The following is a 20341-nucleotide window of genomic DNA, read 5'->3' on the forward strand; positions in this document are numbered from 1 at the left end:
TCAGCCTCGTGTCTTGAGGTCAACCCGTGGACGATCCTGCTTCGGGGCGGTGCCGGGTTTCGCGTGGCACTCCACGCAGGCCGCCAGGTGCGGATCGGGGCTCCGCCAGTAGACCCCGTCCTGGCCCTCCACCTCTCCGCGCCGGGCTTCCGGCACCCGGGGCCAGTAGAAGGCGAAGGCGCTGCTGCCGTCGGCCTTCGTCTCCTTCATGTAGAGCGGACCCGGCTCGGATCCCGGCCGGCCGTGGTCGTCTTCGTAGGTGGAGAGCACCGCGTAGGCCCCCGGGGGAAGCGGCTGGCCGGCGCGGTAGGCGTCGATCCCCGAGGCGGTGACCCAGGCGCGCTGCCAGCGGTCGCCGTGGGCCGTGCTCCGCACCGGCGCCGGCGTGGCCGGTTCCAGGCTCGCGTAGTCCAGGGCCCGGATGGGCAGGTCCGCCTCGGTGTCGGCGCGCCTGGCGGCGTCCGCCTCGGCCGCGGCCCGGTTGGTGTCCTCGTTGCCGAAGACCATGATGCCGCCCAGCTTCCCGCTGAAGCCCCAGCACCCCAGCCAGATGACGCCCACCAGGAACGGACCCGCCCCCACCCCCCGCTCCCAGAACCGGCGGCCTCCCCGCCGGGGACGACCCAGCGCCGCGGGGGCGTCGAGCCGGCGCCAGGACCGCCACAGCAGCCACAGGCAGAGGCCGCCGACCAGGAAGCCGCTGAGGGCCGCCAGCTCGTGGAGCTGCAGGATCCGCTGCAGGACCTGCTTCTCGGTGGCCACCTGCGGGAGGAAGGCGCCGGGCGGGATGAGCGCGATCTGGCGTCCCCATAGGAGGCCGCTGGCCAGGGCCACGGTGCTGCCCAGCCATCCCACGAGGGCCAGGAAGAACGAGGTGCCCGTCCACAGGCGGACATGCCTCGGGTGGAAGGAGGCCAACATGGCCAGCGGTAGCACGGCGATCAGGCCCAGGGGGATGTGGACGAAGGCCGGGTGCTCCCGGGCGATGAACTCGAGCAGGGGGGCGGTGGACACGGGCGGGCGACCTCAGAACACGCGGACGACGTTGAAGCCGATGGACCACTGGGAGGAGGACCTGGGTCCGCCCCCGTAGTCCCCGCTGAGGACCTGGTTGGCCGTGGTGCCCGGGACGTTGGTGCCGATGAGGGTGAAGCGGTGCTTGAAGGTCCGGTAGGAGACCCCGGCGGCGAAGCCCGGCCGGTAGGTGCTGCCGTCGGTCACGACACCGGGCGTGGCGTGGGAGAACTTGGACGGCCGCGGATAGAATTCGCCCATGAAGGAGAACTTCTCCGTGAACCCGAAGCGCAGGCCCAGGCCCACGTTGAACACGCCTCCCGTGTTGGGCGAGGTGTTGGGCGCTGCCCCGGGGGGTACCGCGAGGATCGTGTCGGTGGTGGTGGTCTTCGTGATGTAGGTGGGCACCACCGAGAAGATGAGGTCGTCCGTGAGGAAGATCTCCGTGGGCAGCTGGAAGACGCCACCGGCGACACCCACCCTTCCGATGGGCGTGCTGGTGGCCTTCACCACCTCGTCGAACCGCTCGGCCCGCACGGCCATGCGGATGCTGTCCAGGTCCAGCACCTGCTGCTGCAGGCCGAAGGTGAAGGTCTTGTTGTCCGCCGTGCGGTAGATGAACGCATTGAGGCCGGGGACCGGCTTGATCCCGAACGTGAACCCCAGCCCGGCATAGGCGTAGCCGTCCAGGCCGTAGACATCCTTGCCGTGGTCCTTCACTGGCGTGACGAAGCGGTGGGTGAAGGCGAGGCCGATGTCCCAGAACTGCATCCGCTCGGCCGTGGGGAGGTTGATGGCCAGGGGATAGTCCGAGGACTCGGCGTGGAGGGCACCCGCGGCCCCGAGGGCGCAGGCGAGGGAGAGGAGCTTCCGTGGCATCCGGCCTCCACTCAGCGCTTGGCGGCGAACTTGCGGACGATCTCGGTGATCATCCTCTGGGCGTCGGCCTCGGACATCTTGTCCTTGAACGCCGGCATTTTGTCCTTGCCCTGCATGGTGACCTTCACCCAGTCACTGTCCTTCTTCTTGTTGGCCTTGCGGCTGTCGGTGAAGTCGAAGCCGGCGTCGGGAAGCGGCTTGCCGCTGTTGTCGCGGCCGTTGCCGTTGACGCCGTGGCAGCGGGCGCAGGCATCGGTCCAGTACTTCTGGAGATCGCCCTGGAACTTGGGCAGGTCCTTGGCGGGATCCCCGGCGGACAGCGTGACGCCGGCGAGCAGCAGGAGGGGAAGGAGGGTACGGCTCATGGAGGAATCTCCTATGGGGAGGGTGGATAGGCGGGGGGAGTCAGTTCCAGACGTTCCCCGTGGTGGTGTGGGCCTGGCCGTGACAGGTGAGCGCGCAGCCGCCCTGCCCCTGGGTGGTGGACGTGACGGTGTAGGTGAGCGCGCCGGTGGCTGGCTGCGAGCCGCCCCCGAACTTGATGGTGTCGCTGGGGAACTGGTCGGCGGGCGAGCCGGTGACGGCTCCGCTGACCACGCTGGTGTCGAGGTATTTGAAGTGGTTCTGGGCGCCCGGCCTGGCCTGGGTCATGTCATGGCAGTAGTCGCAGGTCTGGTTGTGGTCGCTCGGATTGTTGTGCCGGCCCGTCGCGTCGTTGTACTGCGTGGGCGTGGAAGCGATCTTGTGGCAGGCCAGGCAGTAGGTGGTCGCATTCACGGCGAGCGTCCCCGTCTGCCAGTTGGGGGTCGCCTGACCGCCATGGCAGCTCACGTTGGAGCAGGTCAGCGCGGTGGCGCTGAACCCGGCCGTGCCCGACTGGGCGTTGAACGTGGCCACCAAAGCCACCGGGGCCGGGGAGGTGGGCTGGGAGACGCGCGCATTGGCAGCGTTGTAGTGCGTCAGGCTGCCGGCGCCGATGCCGTTGTGGCAGGTGTTACAGGTCAGCGAGGTCCGCAAGCCCATGTGCTTGGCGTGGGCCCCGGCCAGGCTGGGGAAGGCCGTGCCCGTGGGGCCGGCGGGCAGGCCGGCCGCTCCCACGTGGCAGGAGAGGCAGGTCCCCGGGCCCTTCCCGGCATCCAGGGGGGAGGCGGCCTGATGGCACACGCTGCAAAGCGGCGCCCCCGACACGGGAGAGGTTCCGGCCACCGCGTGGCAGGACGCGCAGTCCGCGGTGAACTGGGCCTGGGTCACCGTCGTGTGGGTCGTGCCCGTGAAGGGGACGGGATGGTTCGGCGCGGCGGGGCCGTTGGCATGGCATCCGACCGTCCCGTGGACGCCGTTGTCGAACGAGGCCGAGTAGCAGCTCGGGGCCGCGGGCAGGGGCGCGGTCCGGCCCTGGACGAGGCCGTCATGGCAGGCCTGGCAGGCCACGAGGTTGCCCGCGTTGCGATGCGAAGGCACATAGCCGGGGAAGGTCTGGACCGGAGCCTGGTACCAGGTCGTGGAATGGGCGAAGGCCGCCGTGTGGCAGGCGGAGCAGGCCGTCGACGCCGTGCCGCCATCGAACTTCGGGGTGCCAGGCGTGCCATGGCAGCTCTGGCAGTAGAGCAGGTCCTGCTTGGCCTGGATCCCATGGAACGAGGGGCTCGTGGCATCCGTCCAGACGGGGCCGAGCGGATGGGGCGCGCCGGCGTTCGCGTGGCAGAGGGTGGCGTTGTAGCAGCCGGGCTGCGTGCCCGCAGGGGCCGGCGCGGCCGGATGCCCCGCGGGGTTGTTGGGGGAGCCCGGGTAGTGGCACTGGGCGCAGACCGCGGCATTGGAGGGATCGGTGGTGGTGTGCGTGTGGAGCGATCCGGCGGAAAGGCGCCATGGCTTGGCGGGGTGCGGCGCCTGGACCCCGTGGCAGGTCACGCAGGCGTTCGCCGAACCGCCCCCGGAGAAGTCCTTCCCGTGGCAGATCTGGCAGGAGGCGAAGCTTCCCCCCGATGGGCCCGCCGCCAGCTTCGCCCGCAGCCCATGGAGGTCCGCGTTCGCCCAGCCCGGCTGGGTGCCGTGATGGCAGGCCGAGGTCATGCAGGACGGCACGCCGCTGCCGACCTTCAGGACCGTCAGCTCATGGCACTTGGCACAACTGCCCAGATCGGCCAGGGCCTTGCCGGGGTGCTCGTTGATCCAGCCGGCCGGGTGGTAGTAGCCGTAGTACACCACCGGGTCGGCCGTTCCCTTCCCGCACCCGATGAGGGCCGCCACCGCGAGGAGAAGGATGCCGCGAAGCCCCATCCAGGCTGGGTTCCTGAGCATGCGGGCACCTCCGGGCGGCGGCCGGCGCCGCAGGCCTCTGAAAGAGGACAGAGGGAAGCTCGGATGGCCGGCCCCGCTGTCCGGGTATCCCCGGTGCTCCTGGCCATGCCGGGAACCCGGGAAGGATTTGGATGATGAGGAACGATCTCTCGGTCGCAGGCCCATGTCGATACACCCAATGAATGTTGTTGCTAGGCCTTTAGATGTAAGACCGTCATCGTGATTCAGATCTCGCGGCAGCTGGGCGCTCGCTCCTGCGCCGGCCCCCATCCGCGGGGACCTCCGAGATCCCTGGTTGCCCGCGCCTCGGGGATGGCCTAACCTGCTGCTTCCATGATCATGGGCTGGGCAGGTTTTCAGGGCTTCCGCAGAGGCTGGGCCGGGTGGTGCGCCGCCGCCCTGTCGCTGGGGATCGCGATGCCCATGATGCCCCTGGCGCCCACGACCCTCGCGGCCCGCGACTCCGTCCGCGCCCAGCCCCCGGGTCAAGGGCACCGGATCTGGCGGAACCAGCCGGGACTGGCCCAGGACACGGCCACGGCCCTGCTGGAGAGCCGGGACGGATTCCTGTGGGTGGGCACCGAAGATGGCCTGGCCCGGTTCGATGGGGCCCAGTTCGATCGCCTGTCCCGCCGCGAAGCACCCGCCTTCTCCCACAACGACGTGCGATGCCTGGCCGAAACCCCGGACGGCAGCCTGTGGATCGGCACCTCGCAGCCGGGCCTCTTCCGCCTGAAGCAGGGCGTCTTCAGCACCCTCGGCCCTGCGGAAGGCCTGCCCGACAGCCCCATCCTCCGCCTGGCCACGGACCCCCGGGGCGCCCTCTGGGCCGCCCCGGCCGAAGGCCCGCTGCTGCAGCTGGTCGGAGAGCGGTTCCAGCCGGTCGCCTGCGACGCCGTCCACCTGCGGATCCAGGCCATGGCGACGGACCGCGACGGCACGCTCTGGGTGGGCACCGCGGGATCGGGACTCTGGCGGGTCCGGGACCGGCGGCTGGAGCTGGTCGCCCTCTCGGCCGGCGACATCACGGCCCTCGAGCAGGACGCCGCCGGGACGCTGTGGGTGGGCACGCGAACCCAGGGCCTCCTCACCTTCGCGGATGGCCGCCTGGGGCCTTCCAGCGGCCTGGGCGGTCTTCCCGCGCGGGCCATCACCACCCTCCGGGCAGATCGCGGCGGCGGCCTCTGGATCGGAACCGAACAGGCGGGGCTGTACCACCGGATGCGGGACGGCCGGCTGGAGACCGCGCCCGATGGGCCGCAGATCCGGTGGACCGTGCTCTGCCTGCTTGAAGACCGCGGCGGCACCCTGTGGGTGGGAAGCGAAGACCGCGGCCTCCGCGCGGCGGTCGCCGTCCCCTTCCAGGCCGTGCCGGTAAAGGGACCCGAGCCCGAAGAAGCGGCCCGGATGGTCTGCCAGGATGCCTCGGGCACCGTCTGGTGCCTCACGGGGGACCAGGCCCTCGGCCAGGTCCGCGAAGGCCGCATCGAACCGTTCGCCCTGACCGGGACCGTCGGGCCGGGGCCCATCTCCGCGCTATGGCCCCGCAGGAATGGAGGCCTGTGGATGGGCACCCGGAAAGGGGGGCTGTTCATCCTGGAGGGGGGAAAGGCCCGGGCCATGCCCTGGCAGGGCGGACCGGAACCCGACGAAATCCTCAGCCTCTACGAAGACCCCGCCGGCGACCTGTGGATCGCCACCCCCCGTCAGGGGTTGCTGAAGCTCCTGTCCAGCGGCGCGCACCAGATCTTCCCACTGGCCCGGGGCGTGGTGGCCATGGCCGGAGGCGGCCCGGAGCCGCTGTACGTGGCCAGCCCGTCCCAGGGGGTCGGGATCCTGGACACCGAGGGCCTGCACTGGTTCGGGACCGCCCAGGGTCTGGCTTCCGCGGGCGCCCAGGCCCTGCACCTGGATGCCACGGGATCCCTCTGGGTGGGCACTTCGGACGGCCTGCGCCTCTTCCGCCATGACGCCTTCCGGACGTTCACCGGCCCCGAGGGGCTCCTGAAGACGGCCATCCACGCCATCCTGGAGGACGCGGACCAGAACCTATGGCTCAGCACCAGCCAGGGGGTGCTCCGCGTTCCCCGCCCGGTCCTGAGCCGGGGCCTGCCCGCCTCCGGTCCCTCCCCCCTCGCCACCTTCGATCACTGGGACGGCCTGCCCGCCCGGGAGACCCACGGAGGCCCCCAGCCCGCCGCCTGGCTCACCCGTGAAGGCGAGCTCTGGATTCCCACCAGCCGGGGCATGGCCCACGCGGACACCCACCGGCCGCCGCCGCCCCCGTCGCCGCTGCGCCTGTACCTGGCCAAGGTGCTGAGCGACGAATCGGCGCAGCCCATCCCCGGCCCCCTGGTCCTGGCCCCGGGCAGCCACCGGCTGGAGATCCACTACACGGGCATCAGCCTCACGGGCGCCGAGAAGCTGCGGTTCCGGTACCGCATGGAGGGGATCGACCCCGGCTGGAACGAAGTGGGCGACCGGCGCTTCGCGGTGTACTCGAACCTGCCACCGGGCGTGCGGCGCTTCCGCCTCCAGGCCTGGCGGCCCGGGGAGGAGGGCCCCCCGCAGGAGGTCTCCCTCGAGGTGCGGGTCCAGCCCTTCTTCCACCAGCGTCCCGTGTTCTGGGCCCTGTGCGCCCTGGCGGCCGGCCTCTTCGGATGGTGGCTGCTCCGCCTCCGCCTCCAGCAGGTGGAAGCCCGCTCCGCCGTGCTGGACGAACGCAACCGCATGGCCCGGGAGATCCATGACCACCTGGCCCAGGGCTTCACGGGCGTGCTGCTCCAGCTCGAGGCCGCCGAGGCCGGCCTGGCCCGCCTGGCGGGCGATCCCGTCCCGGTGCTCACGCGCCTCGGCCGGGCCCGCGAGCTGGCGGCAGCCAGCCTCCAGGAGGCACGCCGTTCCGTCATGGCCCTGAGCCCCCGCAAGCCCGAGGGGACCGACCTGCTGGGCGCCCTGCGCATCCTTTCCGATCGCCTCCTCGCAGGCACGGGCATCCGGGTGGAGTTGGCCCACACCGGGGAGCCGAGACGCCTGGATGCCAAGCTGGAGGAGGAGCTGCTGCGCATGGCCCAGGAGGCCCTCACCAACGCGCTCCGCCATGGCAAGGCCAAGTGGGTCCGGGTGACCGTCCACTACAAGCGGCGGGAGGTGGGGCTGCGCGTCGAAGACGACGGCAAGGGCTTCGACCCCGCCGCCGGGGCCGCGGGCTACGGCCTCCGCAGCATCCGTGAAACCCTGGGCAAGCTCCGGGGCCACATCGACATCGACAGTGGACCGGGACGGGGCACCCGCATCACCATCATCCTGCCCCTCCGGAGGTGGCGCCCATGACCACGAACCCTTCCGATCCCATCCGCCTGCTCGTCGTGGACGACCATCCCGTGGTTCGCGACGGCCTGGTTGCCATCCTCCACCAGGGGGAACCCGATCTCGAAGTGGTCGGCGAGGCCGGCGACGGCAAGGAGGCCGTGGCGGCCTGGCGCACCCTGCGCCCCACGGTCACCATCATGGACCTCCAGCTTCCCGGCCAGACGGGCGTGGAGGCCATCGCGGCCATCCGGCGGGAGGATCCAGACGCGCGGATCCTGGTCCTCACCACCTTCGACGGTGATGCCGACATCCAGCGCGCCCTGGAAGCCGGGGCCCGGGGCTACCTGCTGAAGAGCATGCGGCGCGGCACGCTCATCGAGGCTGTCCGCGCCGTGGCTGCCGGGCAGCGGTACCTGCCTCCCGCCACGGCCGCCCGCCTGGTGGAGGGCATGGAATCCGAGCGCCTCACCGCCCGGGAGCTGGACGTGCTTCGCCTGCTGGCCCAGGGCCACCGGAACCGCGAGATCGCGGACTCCCTCGGCCTGGCGGAACCCACGGTGAAGATCCACGTGAACAACCTGCTGCGCAAGCTCCAGGTGAAGGACCGCACCGAGGCGGCGATGGTGGCCCTCAAGCGGGGCATCATCCACCTGGAAGGCTGACGCCTACTTCCGGAACGTGAAGAACACGGCCCCCACGAGGCAGAGCCCCGCCCAGAGGTGGTTGAGGTGCAGCCGTTCCCGCATCCAGGCCACCGTGAACACGGCGAACACCATCAGCGTCACCACCTCTTGGATCACCTTCAGCTGGGGGAGGCTGAAGCGCCCGTAGCCGAGGCGGTTGGCGGGAACCATGAGGCAGTACTCGAAGAACGCGATGCCCCAGCTCGCCAGGATGGCGATCCAGAGCGGGCTGTCGCGGTGGTGCTTCAGGTGCCCATACCAGGCGAAGGTCATGAACACATTGCTGAGGACGAGCAGGAGGACGGTCCGCATGACTCAAGCTTCGAGCACGCCCTGGATCTTGGCCAGCAGCTCTTTGGGGCCGTACGGCTTCTGGATGAAGCCCCGGAGCCCCTTGCCCACGAAGCGGCCCATGGCCTCGCTCTCGTTGTAACCCGAACTCAGGATGACGCGGATGTCGGGATGGAGGCGCCGCATCTCCCGGAAGGCCTCCTCGCCGCCCATGCGGGGCATGGTCATGTCCAGGAGGACCACGCCGATGTCGCTTCCCCGGGTGCGCACCAGATCCACGGCCTCCTGGCCATCCTGGGCCTCCAGCACCTGGAGCCCCCGCTTCTCCAGGATCTGCCGGGCCACGATCCGCACGGTCTCGTCATCGTCCACAACCAGCACGAGGCCGTGGCCGGCCCAGGGGGCCTCTTCCACCACCACGGCGGCCTCGGTCTCCAGGTCGAGGGCCGGCAGGAGCACCTTGAACGTGGTCCCGTGTCCCACCTCGGAGTAGACGCGCAGGGCGCCCTTGTGGCCGCGGACGATGCCCATGATGGCGGATAGCCCCAGGCCCCGGCCCGTGAACTTGGTGGTGAAGAAGGGTTCGAAGATCCGGCCCTGGGTCTCCGGGTCCATCCCGCAGCCCGTGTCGGCCACCTCCAGGAAGACGTAGGGGCCCGGCGCCACATCCTGCCCCACCAGCATGGTCTGGGCGGAGGCCGCATCCACGCGCTGGAGCCCTGTGGCAAGGGTGATCGTGCCGGAGGCCTCTCCGATGGCCTCGGCCGCGTTGATCACCAGGTTCATGATCACCTGCTGGATCTGGGACGCGTCCGCGGAGACCGCCGGCAGCCCTTTCTTCAGGCTGAGGCTCAGCACCACGGTCTTGGGCAGGCTCACCTCCAGGAGGTGGAGCATCTCCTCCACCTGGACGCTGAGATCCAGGTTCCGGACCTCGAACCGCCCGCGACCGGAATAGGCGAGCATCTGGCGGGTCAGGTCCGCGGCCCGCTGGCCCGCCTTCTGGATGGCCTCGAGGTTCCGCCTGGCGGGGTGCAGCGGGTTGAGCTGGTCCAGGGCCAGGCCCGCGTGCCCGAGGACGCCCATGAGCAGGTTGTTGAAGTCGTGGGCGATGCCGCCAGCCAGGACGCCCAGGCTTTCCATCTTCTGGGCCTGGAACAGCTGCCGCTCCAGGGTCGCGCGCTCCGTTTCGGCCCGCTTCTGCTCCGTGAGATCCCGGAGGACTGCGTGGTAGATGTGCTGAGTCCCCAGGCGGTACTGGGTGATGGCCACGTCGCAGGGGATCTCCCGGCCACTCGCGTGGAGCAGCACCCACTCGAAGCGGTTGCGGGAGCCGGCCTTCACTTCGGCCAGGAGCGCCAGCGCCGCCTCGCGGCTGGGCACGCCCGAAGGTTGCCGGGCCGGGCTCAGCCGGGTGGGGTCCTGGCCGAGCAGGGCCGAGCCAGGCTGCCCGAGCAGATCCATCGAGGCCCGGTTCACATCCTGGATCACCCCATGCACCAGGAGGATGGTGGGGTCGGGGGAGTGCTCGAACAATCGACGGAACCGTGTCTCCTCGGCCTCCAGGGCCTTTCGGGCATGGAGCCGGTTCAGCACCAGACCGGCGGTTTCCGCCAGGCTCTGGAGTGCCTCGAACTGCTCCTCGGAGAGCACCACGTGGCCCTGAGCCCCGAGGGAACCGCCGCTGAGCGATCCCACCACCGTGCCCTCGTGGGCCAGGGGGAGGCCCACCCAGGTATGGAGGGGTCCCGGCCACTCCGACCGGTTCGCTTGCACCGGGAGGTCCTCCCACCGGCGGATGTGGACGGCCTTCTGCCGGAGGTAGACCCGCTCCAGGATGGGATCCCCATCCACTGCATCGGGCCGGCGGATGCCTTCGACCGTGCCATGGGCCTCCAGGCCGCGGGTCCAATGGGTGGTGCGACACACGCGGGCCGAGGCATCGAATAGGTTGAACCACCACTCGGGGAGGGGAGCCAGCCGCCCGGCCCACTGGAACAGCTGGGCCACCAGGGTGTCCTCGTCCGCCGCCTCGGCCAGATCATGCGCGGCGCGGGCCAGGTCCCGGAAGAGGAGGGCCGTTTCCGCCAGCCGAGCCTCCGCCTGGATGCGCTCCAGCACCAGGGCGCTGACCCGAGCCAGGCCCTGGAGGGTGGCCAGCTCGCCCTCACCGGGATGGGCGGCCTTCCCGTCTCCGAGGCCGGCGCCGAAGAGCACCCCTCCGAGGCGCCCCTCGTGGACCAGGGGGACGCCGAGCAGGCTGCCGAGGCCCGTGGCTTCCACGAGCCCGGACGGCACCTTCTCGGGCATGGCGGCGGCATGTGCCACGAAGACCGGGCGATGATGGTCGCAGATCTCCCGTACCAGGCCGGCCTCGAGGAGCGAAGGACGGAACTCCCGGAGGGCCGCCTCGAAACGCGGCTCCAGGGGCGGGAGGGAGGCCACCACCGGCAGGGCTCGCTGGCGCTCCCGCTCCTCGATCTGGCCGACGAACCACTGGGCGCGGGGTTGGATCTCCAGCGCCCGGCCGAGGAGCACGCGGAACACCTCCTCCCGGGTGCGGGCCAGGCTCAGGGAATAGCTGCCCTCCGCCAGGTGCCGACGCAGCCTTGCGGCACCCGCCTCCTCATCGACAGGGAGGGGATCGGAAGGGTTGGGCGGGAATACGTCCAAGAGGAATCCGGCCGGTGGGTATTGTCTGCCAGGACTCTATCAGACGCCGTGCTCCCTACCGCGCGATTTCCACCGCGCGGAGCTCCCGCATGACCGTCACCTTGATCTGGCCGGGGTACTGCATCTCCGATTCGATGCGGCGGCTGACGTCCTTGGCGATCCAGTAGGCCTGGTCGTCGTTGACGGAGCCGGCGTCCACCAGGATGCGGATCTCGCGACCCGCCTGCATGGCGTAGCTCTTCTGCACGCCCTTGTAGCTGCCGGCGATCTCCTCGAGCTTCTCGAGGCGCTTCACGTAGGTCTCCAGCATCTCGCGGCGGGCGCCGGGCCGGGCGGCGCTGAGCGCGTCGGCGGCCGTGATGAGCATGGCCTCCACCGTGCGGGGCTCGAAGTCGCCGTGGTGGCAGCTCATGGCGTGGATGACCTCCTCCTTCTCGCCATACCGCTGCATCAGCTGCATGCCGATCTCGATGTGGGTGCCCTCCACCTCGCGGTCGATGGCCTTGCCGATGTCGTGGAAGAGGCCGGCCCGGCGGGCCAGCTTGGCATTGGCGCCCATCTCGCCGGCCATGTACTCGGCGATGCGGGCCACTTCCTTGGTGTGCTCCAGCACGTTCTGGCCGTACGAGGTGCGGTAGTTCAGGCGGCCCACCAGCTTGTGCAGCTTGGGGTGCACGTCCGGGAAGCCCAGCTCGATGCAGGCGGCCTCGCCGATCTCCTTGAGATGCTGGTCCATGTCCACCTTGACCTTCTCCACCACCTCCTCGATGCGGGCGGGGTGGATGCGGCCGTCGGCCAGGAGCTTGAGGATGGCCTGCCGGGCCACCTCGCGGCGGATGGGGTCGAAGCTCGACACCACGATGCTCTCCGGCGTGTCGTCCACGATGAGGTCGCAGCCCGTGGCCTTCTCCAGGGCCCGGATGTTGCGGCCCTCGCGGCCGATGATGCGGCCCTTGAGGTCGTCGCTGGGCAGCTGCACGGAGCTCACGGCCTGCTCGGCCACCACGTCCGAGGCCACGCGCTGGATGGCGGCGCCGATGGTCCAGCGGGCCTTCTTGGCGGCCTCCTCCTGGGCCTCTTCCTCGATGCGGCGCACCAGCTTGGCGGCGTCCATCTTGGCGGCGTACTCCAGCTGGGCCGTCAGTTCCTTCTTGGCGTCCTCCCGGGTGAGCCCGGCGATCTCCTCCAAGCGCTGGGCCTGGGCCTCCACCAGCTGCTTGGCCTCAGCCTGCTTGGCTTCCAGCTTCTCCAGCTCGGCCTTGCGCTTCTCGTTGAGGGTGTCCAGGTCCTTCGTCTTCTGGTCCACCTGCTGGAGCTTCTTGTCGAGCCCCTCCTCCTTGGTCTGGAGGCCGGTCTCCTTCGTGTGGAGGCGCTGCTCCTGCTTCTCCAGGTTGGCTTGGCGCTCGGCCAGCAGCTTCTCGGCCTCCTGGCGGGCCTGGAGGGCCTGCTCCTTGGCCTTCAGCGCCGATTCCTTGCGGAGGGCCTCGGCCTCCTGCTCGCCCCGCTCGCGGAGGCGCTGGGCCTCCCGCTGGGCCTCGTCCAACAGCTTCTCGCGCTGGGCCTTGATGTCCGCCTCGGCCCGGGCCTGCGCCTGGGAGGCTTCCACCGTCGCCTTCTGGGCCCTCAGCGCCATCAGGAGGCCGACGCCGGCCGCGGCGAAGAAGAGGAGAAGGAAAATCCAGCTGATCAGGTTCATGGGCGACTCCAGGGAATGGGATCCGAAGAGCCACCAGCACCAGAATGTGAAAGAAAATCCCCGCTCAGTCGTGGAGGCTTGCCGAGTTCCCTAGCTGGTAGGGGGGAGTCCAGAATCCCTGGCTAAGGCGCGCCGACGCGCGGAACGCACAGGACAGGGGGAAGGTCTCCCAGGTCGACTTACGGAACAAGCGCTTGGCCATGATCACGGGCCTCGCAGGGAAATCAGTCTCCGTCCTCGTCGAGGAAGGGCACGGGGGCGGAAGGTTCGTCCGGAACATCGTTCAGCAACTTTGAAAGAGTCTGTTCCAGGTTCTGGGTGTGCTGGTTGGCTTCCTGCTCGAGGCGCGCCACACGGTGCGCCAGGTTCAGGGCGCCCAGGAGGTACCAGGACGGGGTGTCCAGGCCCTTCGGGACGCTCCCCCATCTTAGCTGGCATTGCGAGTCCATGTCGCGGAAGGTGTCCTCCAGGATGCGGACCGCCGCCGCCAGGGTCTCGGGCCGGTCCGTCTGGACCTGGAGCTCCCGCCCCAGGACCGACACCGTGGCGGCCCGGACCCCCGGCAGGGGCGGCTGGGGCTTCATCCCAGGGCCTCCAGGGCCTGCAGGATCGCGGCCACCTGGGTCTTCACGGCCTCGCGGTCCTTCTCCAGGGCGGCCTTCTCGGCCTGGGCCTCTTCCAGCCGAGCCCGGAGGGATTGGAGCTCCTGCTCTCCGGCCGAACCGGCGGCCTTCAGCGCATCCAGCTCTTCCTTCAGCTGGTTGCGCTGCTGCACCAGGGCATGCATCTTCGATTCGAGCTGTTTCAGCAGGTCCATGGATCCCTCTGGGGCGATTCTACGCTCGGAGTCCCTAGGTCCGCAGCTTGGCCCCGAGGGCCTCGGCGGCGGCCAGGGCCGAGGCCACCCAGCCGTCCACCTCGCTCCCCATCAGGGTTCGGTCCACCTGGAAGCGCAGACGGATCAGCCAGGCCTGGCGGCCTTCGGGCAGGCTCTTGTGGCGAAACACATCCACGCAGCGCAGGTCCTGGAGGGCATCTGCCGGGAGGGCCGCCCGCATGGCCGTGGCCAGGGCCCCGTAGGACTGGCCCAGGTCCACCAGGAGGGACAGGTCCCGCTCCACGGAGGGGAAGCGGCTGAAGGGACGGAAGGTGGAGACGATCCGCTCCCCGGGCCGGGGCAGGTCCGCCACGGGGGCCTCGAAGCCGAAGAGACCTTCGCCCAGCCCACGCACCTCGGGAATTACGGCCAGTCCCAGGTCCTGGGCGATGCCGCGGAGGTCAGCCTCCCGCACGGGGCGGGCGGGGCTCAGGTAGTCCTCGCCGCCCTGGGTGCCGCCCCAGGCAAGACCCAGCGTGAAGCGCTCCTCGGGACCCGCTGGGCCGCTGGAATAGGTGGGCGCCACCTCGAAGAGGCGCACCTCCCGGGTCCCCTGGCGGAGGTTCTGCTCCGCGGCCTCTTTCAGGCTGGACAGGAGGGTCCCCCGCAGCACGGAGTATTCCCGCCCCAGCGGGTTGGCCAGGGTGCGGCCCTCGGGGGCGTTGCCTGGCGCCGCGAAGGCGGCATCCGCCTCGGGGCTGATGAACCCGTAGGTGACGGTCTGGTGGAAGCCCAGGTGGGCCAGGCGCCGGGCCAGGGCCCGGCGCAGGAGGTAGTCCGGCGACAGCCGCTGGGGAGGGCCCTCTAGGGGCGGCAGCACCGAGGGGATGTGCTCGTAGCCCCGCAGGCGCAGGACCTCCTCCGCCAGGTCATCGGGGATGGCGAGGTCGTGGCGCCAGGTGGGGGGCTGGGCGGCCAGGGCGTCGGAACCAGCCACCACGGCGCAGCCCAGGCGCGTCAGGGCCTCGGCGGCCTCGGCCAGGGTCAGCGGCTCGCCCGCCACGCGGACGAGCATGGCTTCGGACAGGGTCACGGGCGCGGCGGGGGCCGGCAGGGCGCCGGCGGTCCAGGCCCCCTCCAGGGTGGCGCCGGCCCAGGTGCGGAGGCGGTCCACCAGGAGGTCCCGGGCCACGGCGGCCATGGCGGGGTCCGCGCCGCGGCCGAAGCGGTGGGAGGCGTCCGTGTGCAGGCTGTGGCGCCGGGCCGTGGCCCGCACGGTCTTCGGATCGAACCAGGCGCTCTCCAGCAGCACGCGGCGGGTGGCTTCCGTCACCTTGGTGCCGTCACCGCCCATGACGCCCGCCAAGGCGATGGGACCGGCCTCATCGGCGATGACAAGGTCCTGGGCCAGGAGCGTGCGGGTCACGCCGTCCAGCGTCACCAGCTTCTCTCCGGCCACGGCCCAGCGCACGGTGACCGCGCCGCGGATGCGATCCGCGTCGAAGGCGTGGGTGGGATGGCCGTAGCGGTGCAGCAGCTCGTTGGAGGCATCCACGGCGGGCAGGCCCTTGGCGGAGGCGTCGAGGGCCCGCAGGAAGGCCTGTGCTTCAACCGGGGTTCCGCCCCCGCCCAGGCCCGGATTCAGGGTCAACAAGGCCGTGGCATACAGGGGGCAGGCCGGGCTCTCCAGGCGTACGGGGACCTTCGGCGCGCCTTCCGCCACCGGGGGCGGGGCTAGGGGCGTCAGGGGCTGGCCCAGCTTCGCCGCCACCTCCCGGGCCATTCCGCGGTGGGACATGGCGTCGCCGCGGTTGGCGGTGATGTCCACGTCCAGCACGTCGCCGCCTTCACGGGAGGCCACCCCATCCACGGGGAAGCCAAGGGCGGCCAGCAGCTCGCAGAGCTGGCGCGTGTCCAGGGCCGCGGCGGCGGGGATTTCAGCGGCGAGGGCCTTGCGTTCGATCCACATCAGTCGAGCCCTCCCATGGCCCTGAGGAAGCGCTGGTCGTTCTCGAAGAAGAGCCGCAGGTCCGGCGTCTGGCTCAGCATCATGGCCATGCGCTCCACGCCCATGCCGAAAGCCCAGCCCGACCATTCCTCCGGATCGATGCCCGCGTGGCGCAGCACGTTGGGATGGAGGAGGCCCGCGCCCAGGATCTCCACCCAACCCGATCCCTTGCACACGCGACAGCCCTGAGCGTCGCAGAGCGGGCAGCTCACGTCCACTTCGCAGCCCGGCTCCACGAAGGGGAAGTACGAAGGCCGCAGGCGGATCTCCGTGTGGGGGCCGAACAGCGCTCGCAGAGCGTATTCCAGGGTGCCCTTGAGGTGCTGCATGCCGATGCCGTGACCCACGAGCATGCCCTCCACCTGATGGAACATGGGGCTGTGGGTGGGGTCGATCTCGTCCTTGCGGTAGACGCGCCCAGGCGCCAGGAAGCGGATGCCGCCGAGCCTGTGGAGGTCCGGCGCCACGCGCAGGAGCGTGCGCACCTGCACGGGGCTGGTGTGCGTGCGGAGCAGCAGCTCCGGGTGGGCGGCCAGGTAGAAGGTGTCCGAGGAGGCCTTCGCGGGGTGGTCCTCGGGGATGTTCAGACCGTCGAAGTTGTGGGCCTCGGTCTCGACCTCGGGGCCCTCCTCGACATGGAAGCCCAGGGGCCGGAAGACCTCCACCAGGCGGTCCATAAGGCGGTTCAGAGGATGCAGCGCGCCGCGGGCGGGCACGGGCGGCGGCAGAGCCGGATCCCAGCTCGAGGCCAGCGCATTCAGGCGCTTCTTCGCCGCCTCCAGCTCGGTCTGGCGGGCCGTCAGGCCTTCCTCCCAGCCCTGCTTGAGACCGTTGATGGCGGCGCCCAGGTCGCGCTTCTGCTCCTTGGGCGCAGCCTTCAGCAGATCCATGAGGCGTGCGGCATGGCTGCCCTCGCGGCCCACGTAGGCGCCTTTCAGGCGCAGGAGGGCGTCCAGGTCGGCACAAGCGGCCAGGGCCTCCGGGAAGGCGCGGTCCGCCTCGAGAATCTCGGCTGGAAGCAGGTGGTCCATGGATCCCTCGGAAGAGGTGTCTCAAAACAAGGGAAGGCCGCTCGCGCGGCCTTCCGGGTGTCTGCGATGGGTGTTCGCGATCAGCCCTTGGCCACGGCCACGAGCTTGGTAAACGCTTCGGGATTGCGCACGGCGAGATCCGCGAGGATCTTTCGGTCCAGATCCACGGACGCCTTCTTCAGGCCGCCCATGAACTTGGAATAGCTGGTGCCGTTCTGCGTGCAGGCGGCGCTGATGCGCACCACCCAGAGGCGGCGGAAGTCGCGCTTCTTGACCTTGCGGTCGCGGTAGGCATAGCCGAGGGCCTTCTCGACGGCTTCCTTGGCGGAGCGGTACAGCCGCGACTTGGCGCCGTAGAAGCCCTTCGCGAACTTCATCATCCGCTTGCGGCGCTGGGCCCGCTTAAAACCGCGCTTTACACGAGTCATCTTGATTCCTTTCCTCGAGGCAGCTCAGAACGAGCGTTTGAAGGCCTCATCGGGGGTGGCCACGGCCACCGGGTTGAACCTTCGATCCTAGGACCTCAGGCCTTGGAGAACAAGCTTCGTGCAGGCTCTGCCTGCGCGAAGCGCGGGGGCCAGGGGGTGTGCGCGCAGCGCGCCCTTAGATCCTTGCGACGCAGGCGTCGCGAGGGGAACCCCCTGACAACATCAATCAGGCGTAGGGGAGCATCGCCGCGACGGCCTTCTGGTCGGCCTTGGCCACCATGCCGCCCATGTCCAGCTGGCGCTTCCGCTTGGCGGTCTTCTTGGTCAGGATGTGGCGCTGGTGCGAGCAACCGCGCTTGAACTTGCCGCCGGCGGTCTTCTTGAAACGCTTCTGGGCGCCCTTGTGGCTCTTGATCTTGTAGCTCATGGTTTCCTCACTGGATCTTGGCTTCGGTTTCAGGGGTTTCCGGCTGGGCCGGCTTGGGCTTCTTGGGCGCCTTGGGGACTTCGATAATCCGGGGGGCGAGGATGGCGTGCATGTCGCGTCCATCGATGCCGGCACCCTTCTCGACGATGGCCTTGTCGCCGACCCGGCGGATGACCTCCTCGATGATCCGGTAGCCGATGTCGCGATGGACGACTTCACGTCCGCGGAACATGACCACCACCTTGACTTTGTCTTCTTCCTCCAGGAACCGCAGGATGTGCTTCATCTTGAAGTCGAAGTCGTGGTCGTCGGTCTTGGGGCGGAACTTCACTTCCTTGACCACGATGTTCTTCTGCTTGGCCCGGGCCGCGTGTTCCCGCTTCGCTTCCATGAACTTGTACTTGCCGTAGTCCATGATCCTGCAGACGGGCGGATTCGCGTTCCCGGCCACTTCCACCAAGTCGAGGCCGCGCTCTTCCGCGATCCGGATGGCCTGGTGGGGGGGCATCACGCCGAGCTGTTCGCCATCTTCAGAAATGACGCGGACCTCGGGGGCCCGGATGCCGTCGTTGATGCGGGTCTCGTTCGGACGAATGGTTCCTCCCCTAGTTGCACAAGGACAAAAAGTCTACCACTTGGATGGATTCATGCCAAGCAAGGAAAACAGGCTCAGCGCTGTCGCTCCCGGACTTCGGCGGCGAGCCCCTTGAGGAAGCCCTCCAGGGGTTGGACGCCCAGGTCACCCCGGTGGCGATGCCGCACGGACACCGTCCCGGCCTCCGCTTCGCGATCCCCGATGACCAGCATGTAGGGCACCTTGGCCAGCTGCGCCTCGCGGATCTTGGCCTTCAGGCTCTCGTTCCGGAGATCGACCTCGGCCCGGAGGCCCAGGCCCTTGGCCTGCGCCGCGGCCTCCGTGGAGAAGGCGTGGGCCCGGTCCGTGATGGGCAGGATGGCCACCTGCACGGGCGCCAGCCAGGCCGGGAAGGCCCCGGCGGTGTGTTCCACCAGGATGCCCATGAAGCGCTCCAGACTGCCGAGGATGGCGCGGTGCAGCATGACGGGGCGTCCCTCGGCGCCGTCGGCCTTCGTGTACTTCAGGTCGAAGCGCTCCGGCAGCATGTAGTCCACCTGGAGGGTGCCCAGCTGCCAGGGGCGTTTGAGGGCATCCAGGATCTGGAACTCGATCTTGGGCCCGTAGAAGGCGCCTTCGCCGGGGTTCAGGGTGTAGGGCATGCCCGCTTCGTCCAGGGCCTCGCCCAGGGCCTTCTCCGCCGCATCCCAGATCTCGTCCGACCCCAGCCGCTTCTCGGGCCGGGTGGACAGGGCCACGCGCATTCCCTCGAAGCCGAAGGTGTCGTAGACCTCCTTCAGCAGGGCGAGGAAGGCGGCCATCTCGGTCTTGATCTGCTCGGGCGCGCAGTAGATGTGGGCGTCGTCCTGGCAGAAGGTGCGCACGCGGGTGAGGCCGTGGGTCACGCCGCTGCGCTCGTAGCGGTGCAAGCGGCCGAAGTCCGCGTAGCGGATGGGCAGGTCCCGGTAGCTGTGCTTGTGGCTGCCGAACATGATGCAGTGGCCCGGGCAGTTCATGGGCTTCAGCGCGTACTCCCGCTCCTCGGCGGTGGTGAAGTACATGTTCTCGGCGTAGTTCTCATAGTGGCCACTGGTCTTCCAGAGGGCCACATCCAGCACCTGTGGGGTGATGACTTCGCTGTAGCCATACTTGAAGTACAGCTCGCGCATGTAGGTCACCAGCTCGTTGTAGACCTGGGTGCCCTTGGGGTGGAAGAAGGGCGAGGCGGGCGCCTCCGGATGGAAGGAGTAGAGGCCCAGCTCCTTGCCCAGCTTTCGGTGGTCTCGGGCCTTGGCCTCCTCCAGCCGCTTGAGGTGCTCGTCGAGCTCCTTCTGGGTGTGGAACGCCGTGCCGTAGATGCGGCTGAGCATCTGGTTCTTCTCGTCACCCTTCCAATAGGCGCCCGCGATGCTGAGCAGCTTGAAGGCCTTCAGCTTCGAGGTGTTGGGGACATGGGGGCCGCGGCAGAGGTCGTAGAAGTCGCCCTGCTTGTAGCCGCTGATGATGTCGCCGGTGGGGATGCCGGAGACCACCTCCACCTTGAGAGGCTCCCCCATGGCCTGGAATCGTGCCACGGCGGCATCCCGCCCCAGGTCCTCGCGCTCGACCTCGACACCCTCGGCCACGATCTTCCGCATCTCCGCTTCGATGGCCGGCAGATCCTCGGGGGTGAAGGGCTTGTCCACCCAGAAGTCGTAGTAGAAGCCATCCTCGATGACGGGGCCGATGCCCACCCGGGCTCCGGGGTAGAGGCGCTTCACGGCATGGGCCAGGAGATGGGCGGTGGAGTGGCGGATCAGCTCCAGGCTCTCGGGGCTCTTGCTGGTGACGATCTCGACCTTCGCCCCGTTCGCCAAGGGCGCCTTCAGGTCCACCAGGCGGCCGTCCATCTTGATGGCCAGGGCCGCATCCAGCAGGCGGGCCCCGATGCTGGCGGCCAGCTCGGTCCCGGTGGCCCCCTCGGGCAGCTGCCGGAGGGAGTCGTCAGGAAGGCGGACCTCGATGGACATGGATTCCTCGAAATAGGAGAAGAATTTTATCAGTAAAACAGCTCCGGGCCATCAGTTGTGATGGCCCGGAGGGGATTTAACGTCGCAGCGACCTACTTTTCCACTCCTGTGGGGAGCAGTATCATCGGCCCTCCAGGTCTTAACGGCCGTGTTCGGGATGGGAACGGGTGTGACCCCTGGGGAAAAGCCGCGACGAAG

17 protein-coding genes and 1 rRNA gene are annotated in these 20341 nt (G+C 69.5%); 2 read left to right on the forward strand and 16 right to left on the reverse strand.

Features of this window, described 5'->3' with window-relative positions:
• From MLE42_RS13855 to MLE42_RS13870, 4 genes are read right to left on the reverse strand one after another with little or no spacing between them, the layout of a single operon-like run.
• Positions 1-1014: a hypothetical protein gene (locus MLE42_RS13855; RefSeq protein WP_243288468.1), complete on the reverse strand. Its 1014-nt coding sequence runs from the start codon at positions 1012-1014 to the stop codon at positions 1-3.
• A gap of 12 nt (positions 1015-1026) precedes the next feature.
• A complete protein-coding gene (locus MLE42_RS13860; RefSeq protein ID WP_243288469.1) occupies positions 1027-1893 on the reverse strand; it encodes a DUF5777 family beta-barrel protein in 867 nt (288 codons plus the stop codon).
• 11 nt (positions 1894-1904) lie between these two features.
• Positions 1905-2258, reverse strand: coding sequence for a c-type cytochrome (locus MLE42_RS13865; RefSeq protein ID WP_243288470.1), 354 nt, complete (start codon positions 2256-2258; stop codon positions 1905-1907).
• A gap of 40 nt (positions 2259-2298) precedes the next feature.
• Entirely contained in the window at positions 2299-4194 is a 1896-nt protein-coding gene (locus tag MLE42_RS13870; RefSeq protein ID WP_243288471.1) for a CxxxxCH/CxxCH domain c-type cytochrome, read from the reverse strand.
• 417 nt (positions 4195-4611) lie between these two features.
• Here MLE42_RS13870 and MLE42_RS13875 point away from each other — a divergent pair, with 417 nt between their 5' ends.
• Positions 4612-7527: a sensor histidine kinase gene (locus MLE42_RS13875; RefSeq protein WP_243288472.1), complete on the forward strand. Its 2916-nt coding sequence runs from the start codon at positions 4612-4614 to the stop codon at positions 7525-7527.
• The gene (locus MLE42_RS13880) at positions 7524-8168 is read left to right on the forward strand and encodes a response regulator (RefSeq protein ID WP_243288473.1); all 645 of its coding nucleotides are present in this window, start codon (positions 7524-7526) and stop codon (positions 8166-8168) included. The genes MLE42_RS13875 and MLE42_RS13880 overlap by 4 nt, the downstream gene beginning before the upstream one ends.
• A 3-nt stretch (positions 8169-8171) precedes the next feature.
• Here the strand turns inward: MLE42_RS13880 and MLE42_RS13885 are convergent, their stop codons facing one another.
• The 12 genes from MLE42_RS13885 to rrf form a co-directional block, all read right to left on the reverse strand.
• Complete coding sequence (locus MLE42_RS13885; protein ID WP_243288474.1) at positions 8172-8501, reverse strand: DMT family protein; 330 nt, start codon at positions 8499-8501, stop codon at positions 8172-8174.
• Positions 8502-8504: 3 nt separating this feature from the next.
• The gene (locus MLE42_RS13890; protein WP_243288475.1) at positions 8505-11153 is read right to left on the reverse strand and encodes a response regulator; all 2649 of its coding nucleotides are present in this window, start codon (positions 11151-11153) and stop codon (positions 8505-8507) included.
• 55 nt (positions 11154-11208) lie between these two features.
• Positions 11209-12849, reverse strand: a complete 1641-nt coding sequence (gene rny, locus MLE42_RS13895; protein ID WP_243288476.1) for a ribonuclease Y — start codon at positions 12847-12849, stop codon at positions 11209-11211.
• A 224-nt stretch (positions 12850-13073) separates the two neighbouring features.
• Positions 13074-13433, reverse strand: coding sequence for a cell division protein ZapA (locus MLE42_RS13900; RefSeq protein WP_243288477.1), 360 nt, complete (start codon positions 13431-13433; stop codon positions 13074-13076).
• Entirely contained in the window at positions 13430-13666 is a 237-nt protein-coding gene (zapB, locus tag MLE42_RS13905; protein WP_243288478.1) for a cell division protein ZapB, read from the reverse strand. The genes MLE42_RS13900 and zapB overlap by 4 nt, the downstream gene beginning before the upstream one ends.
• Positions 13667-13700: 34 nt before the next feature.
• Positions 13701-15635, reverse strand: coding sequence for a phenylalanine--tRNA ligase subunit beta (locus MLE42_RS13910; protein WP_243288479.1), 1935 nt, complete (start codon positions 15633-15635; stop codon positions 13701-13703).
• Positions 15635-16705: a phenylalanine--tRNA ligase subunit alpha gene (gene pheS / locus MLE42_RS13915; RefSeq protein ID WP_243288480.1), complete on the reverse strand. Its 1071-nt coding sequence runs from the start codon at positions 16703-16705 to the stop codon at positions 15635-15637. The genes MLE42_RS13910 and pheS overlap by 1 nt, the downstream gene beginning before the upstream one ends.
• A gap of 80 nt (positions 16706-16785) precedes the next feature.
• A complete protein-coding gene (rplT, locus tag MLE42_RS13920; protein ID WP_243288481.1) occupies positions 16786-17133 on the reverse strand; it encodes a 50S ribosomal protein L20 in 348 nt (115 codons plus the stop codon).
• 226 nt (positions 17134-17359) lie between these two features.
• A complete protein-coding gene (gene rpmI, locus MLE42_RS13925; protein ID WP_026853512.1) occupies positions 17360-17560 on the reverse strand; it encodes a 50S ribosomal protein L35 in 201 nt (66 codons plus the stop codon).
• A gap of 7 nt (positions 17561-17567) precedes the next feature.
• Positions 17568-18155 carry a translation initiation factor IF-3 gene (gene infC, locus MLE42_RS13930; RefSeq protein ID WP_338028463.1) on the reverse strand — a complete coding sequence of 196 codons (588 nt, stop codon included), beginning with the start codon at positions 18153-18155 and terminating at the stop codon, positions 17568-17570.
• Positions 18156-18229: 74 nt separating this feature from the next.
• Positions 18230-20143: a threonine--tRNA ligase gene (gene thrS / locus MLE42_RS13935; protein ID WP_243288482.1), complete on the reverse strand. Its 1914-nt coding sequence runs from the start codon at positions 20141-20143 to the stop codon at positions 18230-18232.
• Between the two features lie 79 nt (positions 20144-20222).
• Positions 20223-20338 (reverse strand): 5S ribosomal RNA (rrf, locus tag MLE42_RS13940).
• Positions 20339-20341: the final 3 nt, after the last annotated feature.

Origin of the sequence: Geothrix terrae, assembly GCF_022808775.1 — a bacterium.
Taxonomy (GTDB): domain Bacteria; phylum Acidobacteriota; class Holophagae; order Holophagales; family Holophagaceae; genus Geothrix; species Geothrix terrae.

What these genes read in the sequence shown, in the direction of transcription:
- MLE42_RS13870 (WP_243288471.1), bottom strand. Translation starts at nt 4,194, where the DNA reads ATGCTCAGGAACCCAGCCTGGATGGGGCTTCGCGGCATCCTTCTCCTC.
- MLE42_RS13880 (WP_243288473.1), top strand. Translation starts at nt 7,524, where the DNA reads ATGACCACGAACCCTTCCGATCCCATCCGCCTGCTCGTCGTGGACGAC.
- rpmI (WP_026853512.1), bottom strand. Translation starts at nt 17,560, where the DNA reads ATGAGCTACAAGATCAAGAGCCACAAGGGCGCCCAGAAGCGTTTCAAG.
- MLE42_RS13860 (WP_243288469.1), bottom strand. Translation starts at nt 1,893, where the DNA reads ATGCCACGGAAGCTCCTCTCCCTCGCCTGCGCCCTCGGGGCCGCGGGT.
- MLE42_RS13865 (WP_243288470.1), bottom strand. Translation starts at nt 2,258, where the DNA reads ATGAGCCGTACCCTCCTTCCCCTCCTGCTGCTCGCCGGCGTCACGCTG.
- pheS (WP_243288480.1), bottom strand. Translation starts at nt 16,705, where the DNA reads ATGGACCACCTGCTTCCAGCCGAGATTCTCGAGGCGGACCGCGCCTTC.
- MLE42_RS13910 (WP_243288479.1), bottom strand. Translation starts at nt 15,635, where the DNA reads ATGTGGATCGAACGCAAGGCCCTCGCCGCTGAAATCCCCGCCGCCGCG.
- MLE42_RS13885 (WP_243288474.1), bottom strand. Translation starts at nt 8,501, where the DNA reads ATGCGGACCGTCCTCCTGCTCGTCCTCAGCAATGTGTTCATGACCTTC.
- rplT (WP_243288481.1), bottom strand. Translation starts at nt 17,133, where the DNA reads ATGACTCGTGTAAAGCGCGGTTTTAAGCGGGCCCAGCGCCGCAAGCGG.
- MLE42_RS13875 (WP_243288472.1), top strand. Translation starts at nt 4,612, where the DNA reads ATGCCCATGATGCCCCTGGCGCCCACGACCCTCGCGGCCCGCGACTCC.
- zapB (WP_243288478.1), bottom strand. Translation starts at nt 13,666, where the DNA reads ATGGACCTGCTGAAACAGCTCGAATCGAAGATGCATGCCCTGGTGCAG.
- rny (WP_243288476.1), bottom strand. Translation starts at nt 12,849, where the DNA reads ATGAACCTGATCAGCTGGATTTTCCTTCTCCTCTTCTTCGCCGCGGCC.
- MLE42_RS13900 (WP_243288477.1), bottom strand. Translation starts at nt 13,433, where the DNA reads ATGAAGCCCCAGCCGCCCCTGCCGGGGGTCCGGGCCGCCACGGTGTCG.
- thrS (WP_243288482.1), bottom strand. Translation starts at nt 20,143, where the DNA reads ATGTCCATCGAGGTCCGCCTTCCTGACGACTCCCTCCGGCAGCTGCCC.